3 protein-coding genes are annotated in these 13,589 nt (G+C 62.9%); all 3 read left to right on the top strand.

The window, feature by feature from the left end; genetic code table 11:
* Positions 1–139: 139 nt before the first annotated feature.
* Genes BJ928_RS17860 through BJ928_RS17850 form a run of 3 tightly spaced genes read left to right on the top strand, consistent with a single transcriptional unit; the run spans position 140 to position 13,555 of the window.
* Positions 140–5,230 carry a hypothetical protein gene (locus tag BJ928_RS17860; protein WP_052227898.1) on the top strand — a complete coding sequence of 1,697 codons (5,091 nt, stop codon included), beginning with the start codon at positions 140–142 and terminating at the stop codon, positions 5,228–5,230.
* A gap of 5 nt (positions 5,231–5,235) precedes the next feature.
* Positions 5,236–11,220: an MG2 domain-containing protein gene (locus tag BJ928_RS17855; RefSeq protein WP_047635325.1), complete on the top strand. Its 5,985-nt coding sequence runs from the start codon at positions 5,236–5,238 to the stop codon at positions 11,218–11,220.
* A 49-nt stretch (positions 11,221–11,269) separates the two neighbouring features.
* The gene (locus tag BJ928_RS17850) at positions 11,270–13,555 is read left to right on the top strand and encodes a transglycosylase domain-containing protein (protein WP_052227897.1); all 2,286 of its coding nucleotides are present in this window, start codon (positions 11,270–11,272) and stop codon (positions 13,553–13,555) included.
* The last annotated feature ends 34 nt before the right edge of the window (positions 13,556–13,589 follow it).

Here is a 13,589-nt window from a genome sequence, read left to right as displayed (position 1 = left end):
TCCGGGCGGACAGTATCGTACAACATCGCAGCCCGCCGCAGCTCCGCAGTTATCTCCAACGCACGCATCCTCCGAGCCCCTATCCCAGCCGCATCTGGCGTTGGATCAACTACCCGCCGACCAGGATGGAAGCACGCTGATGACGGTCGATCAGCCGGGTCGGATCGCCATCAGCACCCACAGCGGTTCGGGCGTCGCATTGCAGCTCATCGACATGATGACAGGGCCGGGAGAACGAGTGGGCGCGCCCGGCGTCGGCGATGGGCGGATCGATACGCTGCTGGACAAGGGCACCTACAAGATACGCGTTTTCGGGGCGAAAGGCGCAACGGGCAGGGTCGAGCTCAAGGCACAGGCGTATCAGGAGCTTGAGCAACCCGATACCGTCCTGACCGCCGACGCCTCGGAAAATGCCGACCTCGGCGATCTCCAGCAAAGATCGTTCTGGATCGACGTCCCCGATTCCGGACGCGTCGACGTGGAGGCCGTCGGACGCTCGCTCCACGATTTGCGGCTGTGGCGCAGCGGCGCCAATATCGTTGCGCTTTCGCCGGTGATCTCGGTCTTCGAATTGAAGCCTGGCCTCCCGATGACACGAGCCGCGTTGGCCGGCACGGTCGAACCGGGCCGCTATCTCGTGACAGCCTATGGCGGCGAAAAGCTCGCTTGGGCAAATTCAGACACTGCCGAACCATTTCATATCCGCACCGGCATCACGACGTCCCTAGCAGCCGGGATCGCCGAAGGCGTCATCGGGCCCTTCGGATCGGTACGCTTCGAGGCGCCGGCCGATTTCGACCGCTTCCGTCTCGAGCTGCCGCAATCCGCGCCGGCAATGCTGCGAGCAGCACGGCTTACCGATTCAGCCCCCTCCTTCCGGAGCGCACCGATCGTCAAGGCAAGCCGCGAGCCGGTGGCGATGCTGGCATTGCCGGCGAATAACCAACCCGGCATCGTCGAAATATCAGGCTATGAAGGCCAGCAGTTCCAGGTTCGCGGGCTTCGTTTCAGCAATGAGGCTCAATTCGACGGTTCGGTGCCCAATCTCATCAGCCTCGATGTTGCGGGCGAAGGCGGAGACGAAATTCCGGCAACGTCCTTGCTCATCCGCCACGACGACACCAACAAGGCAACGATCCTTGCTTCCGACATGCCCCGTCTCGGTCCCGGCCAGGCGTGGAGACAGCGTTTCAATCTGCGCGGCCCGACATCGCTCCTGTTCGAGATGACGCAGGCGGGCCAGATCGCCATCCATGCTTCGGGCGTTACCCTGCACTCAGAGATCAGTCCGATTCTCTTCGGCAACGCTCCACGTATCGATGCCCGCCAGCCGGATCGCTATGATCTGGATGCGGGCTACTATCTGCTGCGCCTTTCACCGAAGCCCCCCAATACCGCCAATGCCAATGCAGGCGGCATCCTTGATCTTACTCTCGGCACTCCAGGGCTCGTTCCGCCGATCCAGCCCGCCGCTCCGGCACGCAGCACGATCTCCTTCGGCATCCAGGACGCTCAATCGGCGACCAGCCTGGAGATCATCACCAATGTAGCCCCTACCCTCTTGACCGGGCCGCGTGCCGTGGCGCTGCCTGCCGACCTTGAGGCCCGGCCGCTGACGCTTTGGCAGCCCGCAGGCGCATCGCCGCAAACCGGCCGGGATCAGCCGGCTCCCGTCAGCCCTGAGCCGGCGCAGCCCGGCTCGGACAAATCCGACGGCGGCGAAGCTGCTCTTTTGCGTCCGCCGTCGTCGGCGGATCTGCGCATTGACGTTCATGCGCCACAGGGCGGCGTCATCTCCGCCTTCGATATGCATAACGCACCCGTCGCCTTCGCTGTCAGCAACGAACATGCCGATGCCGCCGGGCGGACGCTTACTCTGCGCTTTCCCGCCGTTTCCACGTCCCGCGCGATAGGCGTCAGTTGGCGGCCTGATGCCACGGCTCCCCACAAGAGCGCGCGGCCGATCGCGGCATCGCCCTTGAACGCCGGCCAGAAGCAATTCCTTGATCTCGCGGAAAATGCTCACAAGTCCTATCAGCTCAACGTGAAGGAAGGCGGTCTTTATCGCATCGAAACTTTCGGGCGATTGCAGACTGCTCTCGATCTCGGCACGTCGATCGTGCCGTCTCTGGGAGAAGCCACCGATAACGGCGACGGTCATAACGCGCTGCTGCTGACCTATCTACGGGCGGGAACCTACCAGGTCGGTGTCTCCGCGAAAAACTCGTCTGGCCATCTCGGCATCGGCGCCATGCAAGCCTCACTTGCGCAGGCCGCCGCCCTCGTTCCCGACAGCAGCAGCCGCGGCACGCTTTCGACTGCAAGCGGCGCCATCGTGCCGATAGAGATTGCGAAGGCCGGTTCCTATCAGCTCGATCTCTATGCGCTTGACGGAGATCTCACCGCGCGCCTGGAGGATGCAGACGGCTGGCCGCTAACGGCTCCCGGCCCCCTTTCCACGCTCACCCAGGATTTTACGCCGGGGCACTATCGCCTCGTGATCCAGCCGCGTGAAGTCGACTCGCGTTTTGTCGCCCGGCTGACATCGCTCGTGGACCCGCCGCAATTGCAGGGCCACGGTCCGCATCCGCTGGCCTTCAATCAGGCGCAGAAATTCCAGTGGCGCGAGCCGCAGGGAAAGGCCGACGCTCGCGTTCCCGATAGCTGGACATTCGATCTCGTCGCGGACACCGATATCAGCATCGATCTGACTGAGGGGATGGTCGGCACGCTGGTCCGCGACGACAAGGATCAGGTGGCAAGATTTGCCACCAGCCCGCAATTCAGCAGCAGGTTGAAGGCCGGACATTACCGCATCGACGTCACGAGCCTCGCGCATGATGACCGGCTGGACTATGAGATCACCCTGAACGTGAAGGATCTGCAGCCCGGCGAAGCGCGCTTTGTCGATCTCCCTGCCGTGCTTTCCTTCAATGTGGAAAAGGACCGCGTCGTCAGCCTCAGCACCTTCGGCCGCAGCGAGATGAAAGGCGTCCTGAAGGACGCGAGCGGCGCGGTGATCGAACGCCTCTCAGGCCGCAGCGACGATTGGAATGTCGCGCTTTCCCGCAGTCTACCGGCCGGATCCTATACGCTTGGCCTTGAGCCGGCTGTCGCGCCCGCGACGACGAGCGATCAAACAGACGGCAGTTCGGACGACCAGTCGGCATCATCAAGCGATGGCGATCAGCAAGATGGCAGCGGCGATCAGGCCAGCGCCTCGAGTATCGAGGTCCAGTTCGCCCTACCGCAGGAGCTGCCGCAGCCGGCGCTTGCCGCAGGCGCAAATGCCGAAGTCATCGGCAGCTCCGTCTTCACATTCCCATTGCCCGCAGGCGAGAAGGATCAGCTCGCACTCGTCGCGGCGCAGTCCACGAGTGAACTGGTCATGTCCGTCGACACATTGGGAACCGACGGCATCTGGAAGCCGCAAGTTTTCGCCCATGGCCGCACGCCGTTTATCGCCTGGCCCAACTCTGCCGACGGGACACAGTGGCGCGCTTCGGTCTGGACGCTCGACGGCGGTTCGGCTCCGATCAAGATTGCCACGCGGGGCATCTCCCGCGACCTACGCACGCTCGGCGATGTCACCTTGGAACCGGCAACGATCGATGGCCTCGGACTGACGTTGAATGTCGCACTCGTGCATGTGCCATCCGCGGGACTGGTTGAGCTCGACGGCGCCACGGATCTGCAGGCTGGAGCAAGCGTCGGACATCCGCTTGCCGCAGCATCCGGACTGTTTGCCCCGCAATCGGATCGTCTGTGGCTGATTGCCGGCAAGGACGGGTCCGTGCGGGCGACCGCTGCCAAGCTCGATGGCGAGACCGCGCTGACACTTCCAGCGGGCGAACAGGCCATTGTCCCCGCCTCCGCGTCTTTGCCAGACAAGATCCGTCTGTGGCTGGCGGATTCCACCTTCGGGCAACCGGGTCTGGCCGCCGGGCGTGGCATGGGCGTCAGCCTCAACAGCGCCGTTGCCCTGGCGAACGGTCAGGACTTGCATGTCTGGAATGCCGGAAGCGACGAAAGCCTGCAAATGCGGCTGCAGCCGATCGACGCCACCGAGCTTGGCGCTGTTGCGCTCGACAGCACCTATGCCGCCACCATACCCGCGCTCAGCGCACAGCCGCTGACATTGCCGGCGGGCGTGAAGCGACTGTCGCTTGATCTGGCGCCCGGCATCGCCGTCGTCTCCGCCCCTTCGGATACCGAGCAATTCAATGTCTGGTCCGGCTCTGCGCCGCTTTCGCGCAATATCGCGACATCAGCCAAGGAAGTCTGGCTCGTCAACACAAAGACCGAAGCGACAGCCGCTCGCATTGGCTTGTCGCCGGGGCAGTTCATGACGCTTGGAGCCGATCAGATCCTGCGTCGGTTCTTCGGCACTGCCGGATCGGAAGCAATCGCCGTGGACGCAACGAAAGGAGACGTCTTGAATGTCTCCGGCGGCGCGGCAACTTTTGTTGGAAGCGATGGCAGGGTATTGCGCGGCCAAAAGCTTGCGATATCGGGCGCCGGCCAGCTGATCCTCGACCATGGAGCCGGACTGGTGGCCCTGTGGCTGGAGCGGGGTGGCAAGTCGCCCTGGCCCCGGCCCGAACCGAAGTCGATCACCTTGCCTCAGAACATGGCGCTTCAGGGTCAGGCTATGGCGTTCCGGCTCGATCCGTCCCAGCCGATCGTCCTCGACGTCAGCACCGACGCCCCGGTCATTGCCGATCTCGAACAGAACGGCCGCCACGATCTGCAGCTGTTCCCGATGGGAGCCGCCTTCCATCGCTATATCGCGCCTTCCGAGGCTATTCTGACGCTCTACTCGACCCACGAAGGGCCTTTGTCCGGCACGCTGGATATGACGGCGACACCAGTCATTCCTCTGACCGATGGCATCGGCTCTCCGACGGTGCTTGCGCCGGGAGCAACGGCCCTTTTCGGCTTCGAGGTCAAGAACAAGGGGAATATCGGCGTTGGCTTGCGTTCCGATCCGGATCTTGCCATCGGTCGGCTGCTCGATGCAAAGGGACAGGTTCTCGGCGAGAGCGTCAATCAACTGAAGCAGCTCGAGCCCGGGAACTACCTGCTGGAGGCACGCGCGCCAGCCGACGCGCCCGCACTCATCGTCAGGCCGGCAGTCGTCGGATTGTCACCGCCGCCGGCCGGTCCGCCACCCGAGGTCGTCAACGACTATCTACGGGACGCCGGTTTGAAGCCCTCGGGATCGAAGTGAAGCTCATGAAAAAGATCGCATTTCTCATTGCTCTGTCCGTGGCGTCTTCCGCTCTGATCGCAACAGCTCACGCCCAGCAACCCGCCGCATCGTTGAGCCTCGATGTTCTGCAACGGGCCGACGGCGTGAAAATCGTGCCGGAGAGATTCCTGCGGGCCTATGATCCCGTGACGATTTTCTTTCCGACTGATACGGGCCCAGTGGCGGGCGGCCCGGAAGATGCGCCGGAGCGCTTCGTTACGATGGAGCCGCAGGTCGCCGGCGCTTGGCAATGGCTCGGCCCACGCGCCTTGCAATTCCGGCCCGCCGACAAGTGGAAGCCGCTCGATCGGGTCAAGGTGAAGATGGCAGGAGCAGGCGATACGGCCGGCAGCCAAGCCGAATTGATACCCCTGTTGCCCCTGCCGGTATCCACCGTGCCTGCCGCCGATGCAGATCCGGTCAACGACCTCGATCAGATCACGCTGACATTTACCGAGCCGGTCGACGTTGCCGCGCTGAAGCGCCTGCTGTCGATCGAATTGCGGCCTTCACCCGGAATCGGCGATGAAGGCGGACTGACCCTGGGCGCGCAAGACTTCGATATCCAGCCGCTTGAGCGCAGCGCCCGCAGCGACCAGCAATCCTATGTGGTGAAGCTGCGTACAGCCGTGCCCGATGGCCGTGTTGCGCTTGTGCGATTGAAGCTTGCCGATACGCCCGACTTCGCCGACCAGATTTTTGAACTGCGCGTACGTACCGCCGTTCCCTTCACCCTCACGAGTTCCGACTGTGGGAGAGGCTTCGACACAAACACGATCGACGGCATCATGCGCTGCACGTCGGGCGCTGCAGGTGGCGCGGCGGTCGATGACAATGGCAATCCGTCCGACGACGCAAGCGGCGTCAATACCTCCCGGCCGAGCCAGGCCCGCGGTCTGATCTTCCGGTTTTCAAGCAACCCTGCCACGGACGCGCAATTCTCGGCCCGCGACGCCTTGCGCATCACTCCACCGGTTGACGATCTGACCGCGCAGGCCAGCAATGGGCGTCTTTACGTCCATGGTCGCTTCCTTACCGATAAGGTGTATGCGCTGAACGTTGCTCCCGGTGCCTTGAAAGACGACCGTGGCCGTCCGCTCGCCGCCGCATTCAGCCGGAAATTCGCCTTCTCGCCGGAGCCCGCATCTCTCGCCTGGGACGCCTCGCAGGGCATCGTCGAACGCTTCGGTCCGCAGCTCGTCCCCTTGCGCGGGCGCGGCTACGACCGGGCCGACATCAGAATCCATGCAATCGATCCGCTATCGCGGGATTTCTGGCCCTTCCCGCAAGCCGGGCTCGATACCAAGGATGACGACGCGCCGCCGCTTCCCGGTAAGGAGCCGCAGAAATGGGCTAATGTGGACGACATTTCGGCCGACGCGGTCGCGGCACGCGTAAAGGCCCTGGGGTCGCCCGCCATATCCCAACTTGTCGATCTGCCGATCCATAAAGGCGGCGTGGACACCAAATTCGGCCTCGACCTGAAGCCGCTCCTTGCCAAGATTTTGGGCATCGACCAGCCCGGCACCTATCTCGTCGGTCTGCGCGCCGTGGACGATCAGGCTCGCCACTGGCTCCGCATCCAGGTCACCGACCTTACCTTGAGCGTGGTGGAGGAACCGGACCGCGTCCGCTTTGCCGTCACCTCGCTTGCCGGCGGCAAGCCTGTCGACGCCGCCCAGATCAGGCTCGACGGGTTGCGGGACGGTAAATTCGTCACGCTTGCAACCGGCGTGACCGATGCTCAAGGTTTCTTTTCCTGGGATCTCAACAACCGCACCGAGGCCAGGATACGCCGCGTCATCGTGACAAAGGGACTGGATACGCTGGTGATCGATCCCGATCACGCCCCAGCCCAATATGCCCAGAATAACTGGACCAAACCCTCGACGTCATGGCTCGACTGGACCACCAATCCGGACGAGGATCGCGACGAGCAGGCCCGCACTCTGTGCCATGTCTTCACCGAGCGGCCGATTTATCGCCCGGAAGAGCCTGTGCATATCAAAGGCTATGTCCGCAGCTATCTCGGCGGCCATTTGAGCCTTGCCAAGGCTGCGGGTCAGCTCGTGATCACCGGCCCGGACAAGCAGGAATGGCGCATCCCGGTAAAGCTCGATGAATTTGGCGCCTTCTATCACAAATTCGATGCCACGACGCCGGCAACGGGCGACTATGAGGTCCATTTCGAGCCGAATGATCCGACGAAATCTGAGAACGACGATCAACCGGTGCAGAAATCCGACGACGGCGACGGAAACGGCGACAACTCGGCGAACGGCAACAATAGCGATGACGCCGGGGCGCAAGAGAACCAGGCAGATGACGCCCAGGCCGCCACGACCGACAATAGCAACGCAGCAGCGGACAGCGCCGACGCAAGCGACAAGACACTCCAATGCGGCAGCGTGTCCTTCAAGAAGGAAGCCTATCGTCTGCCGACATTCGAAGTCGTGCTCAACAATCCCCAAACCGTGCCGCTCGATGCCTCCTTTAATGTCGACCTGATCGCTCGCTACTTTGCCGGCGGATTGCTGGCGGACCGACCGATCCGCTGGCGCGCCGTACAATATCCCTATAATTGGACGCCTCCGGGTCATGACGGCTTTCTGTTTTCGACGGATTCCCGTTACTCCGGCAGCGATGAATTCAAATCGTCGCCGGCGCTCGAACAGGACGGCGCCACCGATGCCGGCGGCGCCTCGCGCATCAGCTTCGACACGACGATCGAGCCCACGGCACAGCCTCGCCGCTATATGATCGAGGCAACGGTGACCGGCGACGACGATCTGCAGGTCCGCAGCATCACCAATGTCTATGCGGTCCCGCCTTTCGTGCTTGGCCTGAAGGTGCCACGCTATGTGCCGGCACCCGGCACAATCGAGCCGCAGATACTGGCCGTCGACGGCAATGGCGCTCCGGTCGAGGGACTTGAGATGACCGCGCGCCTGATCCATCGCAACTGGACCTCGACCCTGCAGGCAAGCGACTTCAGCCAGGGCTCGGCGAAATATGTCACGCAGCAGATGGACGAGACGGTGCTGGAGCGCAAGATCACCAGCACTAAGGATATACAGACGCTTGCCCTCGAGGCGAAAGAGGCAGGCGTCTACATCGTCCAGGTCGAAGCGAGCGACCGCGTCGGCCGCCGACAGCAGGTGAGCGTCGATTTCTTCGTCGGCGGCTCGACGCCCGTGACATGGGCTCAGCCGCCCGCCCGCACCGCGGTCGTAACGACGGACAAGGACAGCTATATCCCCGGCGAGACCGCCAACCTCCTGATCCAGTCTCCCTTCCAGTCAGCGCGCGCTCTCGCCATTGTCGAAGAACCCGAAGGCAAGTTCCACTACGACTGGATCGATATCACAGACGGCTATGGCCATTATGCGCTGCCGGTTCGCAAGGAGCAGATGCCGGAGGTCCCGGTTCATTTCCTCATCATGCGGGGACGACTTGATAGCAGCACACCAGCGCCGAGCGCGCCCTTCGACCAGGGCAAGCCGGTCACGATCGCTGCGACCAAGACCGTGACGGTCAAGCCGGTAAAGAACACGGTCACCGTCACCATGGACTATCCCAAAAAGGCCCGTCCGGGCGACGAGGTGGAAGTCACCCTGCATCTGGCGGATGATCTCGGTCGGCCGATCGCCGGCGACGCCACCTTCTGGATGATCGATCAGGCCGTGCTTTCGCTTGCCACCGAGCAACCGTTGGACCCCTTGCCGAATTTCATCGTCAAGCGCAGATCGACGATGGCGCTGCGCGACACCCGCAACATGGCCTTCGGCATTATTCCCCTCGATGAGGTGCCCGGCGGCGACGAGCGGGAGGATTGGGGCACCGACAATAATATTTCCGTCCGCAAGAACTTCACGCCAGTACCGATCTATCTTCCCGACGTGAAGATCGGGCCGGACGGCACCGCCAAGATCAAGGTGAAGCTTCCGGACTCGCTGACCGTGTTCAAGCTGCGCGCAAAGGCAGTCAGCGGTCCGGATCGCTTCGGCTACGGCACCGGGGAGATGCTGATCCGCCAGGAAATCGTGGCGCAAGCCGCCCTGCCCCGCTTCCTGCGCGCAGGCGACCGGTTTGAGGCGGGCATGATCGCCCGCGTCGTCGAAGGCGGTGGCGGCCAGGGCGCTGCGACCATTGCTTCCGATGGCTTGTCCCTTGCTGATAACAAGGATGTTTCCTTCACCTGGGAACAGAACAAGCCGGCTCACATTGGCGTGCTCGCTACGGTACCGGAGCAGAAGCCCGGCAAGGACGATGTGCGCCTGCGGTTTGGCGTCGAACGCCTCGCCGATCATTCCCGAGACGCCGTGGAAATAACGCTGCCGGTGAAGGCTGACAGCATCCCGATCAGACATTACGAGATTGTCGAAATACCCGCCGGCGGCGAAAAAGTGCTGGCGGCGCCACAGGAAGCCACACGTCCAGGATCGTTCCAGCGTGCCATGACGCTTGCCTCCGATCCGGCCTTGATAAAACTGGTAGCCGGGCTGAACAGCTTGGTCGAGTCGCCATATGGCTCGACGGAGCAACGAATGTCGCTCGCCTCCTCCGGCCTTGCCTTCAAGAGCTTTTCTCCGCTCCTTGCTGCCGCCAAGCTCGACAAGCGCATTGACGGCGACGTGCATAACACCGTGCTGGCAATCAGCCAGGCGGTTGATCCGGATGGGCTTGTCGGCTTCTGGCCTCACAGCAAGGGCAATGTCTCGCTGACGGCATGGGCCTATTCCTTCCTGATCGCCGCAGACAAGGCAGGAGAGCCGACTGACAAGGCCTTGACGGAACGCCTTGCCAATGTGCTCAAGCTCTCTTTACGGTCGGACTATCCGCATCTGCTGACAGGCAATGAAATCCGTGAACGGGTGGAAGCCCTGACAGCTCTGGCCGATGGCGGCAAGCTCGATCCGGCCTATGCGGCCGAATTCTCCCGCTCGGCAGCACAGATGCCGAATGTCAGCGTCGCGCGCATGACGGCGGCGGTGGCGGCCGTACCAAACGCGGACCAGCGGCTGGTCGGCAACCTTGCCGAGGCGATGTGGTCGCGCGTCCGCATCCTCTCGCGCAATGGCCAACTGGTCTATAACGGTCAATCGCAGGATGAGGGCAACCCCATCATCCTGCCCTCGGAAACCCGTAGCCTTGCCGAAATGGTGCGCGCGGCAGCTTTGACCTCCGAGGGAGATCCGCGCTACCCCGCCCTGAGGAATGCCTTGCTGCAATTAGGCGAAGGCGACGGCTGGGGCTCGACGAACGCCACCGCGGCGGCGATCCGCGCACTGGCAACGGCATGGCAGCGGCCAACCACGCCTTTGCCGCTGACGGTGACGCAGAACGGCAACGCACAAACCCTTACACTCGACGCGAACGCGCCCGTGTTGCGGCAGGTCATTTCAGACCCAGGCGCCGTTACGCTCCACAACAACGGCGCAGCACCCGTGCTTGCCTTGGTCGAAACCAGCTATCTATCCGCCGAGCCCGGTTACAAGGCACAGGCAAGAAGCGAAGATTTCGCCCTTACCCGCACGCTCTACCGCGTTCCCGCCGGCAACGCGCCTTTGGAAAAACTCACCCCCGATGCCAACGGCACCATCGCCTTGAAGGTCGGGGACGTGCTGGAGGAAAGAGTTGATCTGGTCGTGCCCGAAGACCGCACGCATGCTGCGCTGACGCTGCCGCTTGCAGCGGGGCTCGATCCTCTCAACCCGAACATCGCCACCGCGCCCGCGGAGGCAACGCCTGCAATAGCTCCCACCTTGACGCCGGACTGGACGTCCTATGGCGACGACCAGGTCTTCTGTGCCTATGACACTCTGCCGAAGGGAAATTACACTTTCGCCTATCGCATGCGCGCCCTGATCCCCGGCACGTACACGCAACCGCAAGCGCTGGCGGAGACCATGTACCAGAAGGGCGTCGAGGGAACGAGTGCCGCAACACAGATCGTGGTGGCGAAATAGCGATACCGAATGACAAAGGATACTGGCTGAAGGAACCGCTGGCCGGGTAATGACACTCTTGAAGACCCGTCGATCGAAATTCGTTGTCCTTAGCCTGCTGGTTGCCGCGGCCGGTGCGGCTGTTTACGCCTATTCCATCGCCCAGCGAGCAGAGCTCATCGCACCCGCGCCAACGCCCATTCTCTATGATCGCAACGGCGCGTTCCTGGCACAGATCGGCCACAGCGACGACGGGCGTATCGACTACGGCTATTGGCCGGTGGAGGAGTTGCCAGATCGCGTCGTCAAGGCAACGCTCGCTCTTGAAGACAGGCGATTCTTCGAGCATGCCGGCGTCGATCCCTATGCGATCGGCAGAGCGGCCTGGCAAAATCTGAGCTCGGTCCGGCGCCGGTCCGGCGCTTCCACCATTGCCATGCAGGTTGCACGCATGCAGCGGCCGGAATCGCGCAGTTTCCTCCACAAGGTACTGGAGGCCGGCACGGGTGTCGCCCTGACGCTCCGGTATGGCCGCAGCGCCGTGCTGGCACAATATCTGCGTTTGGCTCCCTATGGAAATGGCAGCCATGGTATCGCCCACGCGGCACGGTTTTATTTCGACAAACCGGTCGCGGACCTCTCCTGGGCGGAGATCGCGCTGCTATCGGCCATCCCGCAATCGCCGACCCGAATGAACCCGCTTCGGCCCGACGGGTTGCGCCGGGCAATCCAGCGCGGCCATCAGATGCTGGACGTGCTGCAGAGACAGAACGTCATCGGGGCTGACGAAGCCGAGATCGCGCATCGTCAGCTGGATGACGTGCAGATGCCCGACCTGCCGCGCCGCCCGGATGCGCTGCATGTGATCCTGCGCTATCACGATCTCATCGAGAACGGCCAGATAGCCGCAGCTTCCCCGAAGACGCCGCTGATCCACACGACCATCGATCTCGCCCTGCAAGCCGACGTCACGGCGCTGTCACGGCAATATCTTGGCGCCTGGCGCTCCGCCGGCGCGCAGCAGGTCGCCGCCATGGTGGTATCGCGCCAGACGGGCGAGGTGCTGGCCCAGGTCGGATCGAGCAATTATTACAGCAGCCATGCCGGTGCCTTCGACTACACGCGTGTACAGCGATCTCCCGGTTCGACCCTGAAGCCCTTTGTCTACGCGCTCGGCTTCGAACACGGCGTGCTGAAGCCGACCGACATGCTGCTGGACGTGCCGGAAGGTGCCTCGGGCATCGGCGATGCCGACCGCGAATTTCTGGGTCCCATGCTGCCGCGCCAGGCGCTGGCCAACTCTCGCAATGTACCCGCCACCAATCTGCTGCGCAGCATCGGCCTTGAGACGACCTTCCGCTTTCTGCGCGATCTCGGCCTTCATGATCTGGAAATACCGGCCGATCATTTCGGACTGTCCATGGCGATCGGCTCACTGCCGACCCGCCTCGACAGCCTGATGCGCGCCTATGGCGCTCTTGCCAATGACGGGCAATTGCAGGATCTTCGCTGGGCGCTCGAACAACCGCAACACCTGCCCGTGCGGGCGATCTCGCTGGACACGGCCCGGCTGATTACCTCGTTCCTGTCGGACCCGCAGGCCCGGCTCCCGAGCTTCCATCGCTACGGTTCGCTGGAATATCCGTTTCCGGTCGCTGTCAAGACCGGCACCTCGCAGGGCTACCGCGATGCATGGGCGATTGCCTATTCGCAAAAGGTGATCGTTGGCGTCTGGGTCGGGCGTGGCGACAACGGCACCATGAACCGGATGACGGGCGCCGGCAGTGCCGCTCATCTCGTTCATGCGATCATCGACCGTGTTCACGGTAACAAACCCGGAGACCTCTCCGATGCCCGCTTCCCAACGCCTCCGGACCGCAAGCCCGTGGACGTTTGTCTCGTCAATGGCCAGGCCAACGACAAGACATGCAGCCAGACACTGGTGGAATGGTTGAAACCCAGCGAAATGCCGCAAATGCCAGCAGCACTCCCGCATTGGGATGGCAGTATCGGGACGGCAACCGCCGGGGTTGGCACATTGGTAGCAGCGAGCACAACGCTTCCTGACCGCGACGGCTCCAGCCCGCAAATTCATCTCGTCATTTCGACGCCGGCTCGCAACAGTCAGATCTGGCGCAACCCGGAGCAGCCGGCCGCATACAATCGCCTTGCCTTGAAAGCCGACGTGAGGCCGCATGTCCCACAGATCGTCTGGTACGTTGACGGTCAGCCCTTCGCGGTCACCGACCCCGACAAGCCCGTCTTTTGGCCGATAGAGAGCGGTGTGCATCGCTTTCAAATCCGCTTGCCCTACCGGGATGAAACCTCTGCGGTCGTTCCCGTCTACGTACAGTGAAGATGCCCAACTGCTTTGGAAGGAAGGGCCGTCG

Source organism: Rhizobium sp. WW_1, from assembly GCF_003610155.1.
GTDB classification, from domain to species: Bacteria; Pseudomonadota; Alphaproteobacteria; order Rhizobiales; family Rhizobiaceae; genus Rhizobium; species Rhizobium tropici_A.
This window is presented reverse-complemented; position numbering and strand designations above follow the sequence as displayed.

Bases quoted from the DNA above. Each gene is read 5' to 3' on its own strand.
- BJ928_RS17855 (WP_047635325.1), top strand. From the start codon at position 5,236: ATGAAAAAGATCGCATTTCTCATTGCTCTGTCCGTGGCGTCTTCCGCT.
- BJ928_RS17850 (WP_052227897.1), top strand. From the start codon at position 11,270: ATGACACTCTTGAAGACCCGTCGATCGAAATTCGTTGTCCTTAGCCTG.
- BJ928_RS17860 (WP_052227898.1), top strand. From the start codon at position 140: ATGACGGTCGATCAGCCGGGTCGGATCGCCATCAGCACCCACAGCGGT.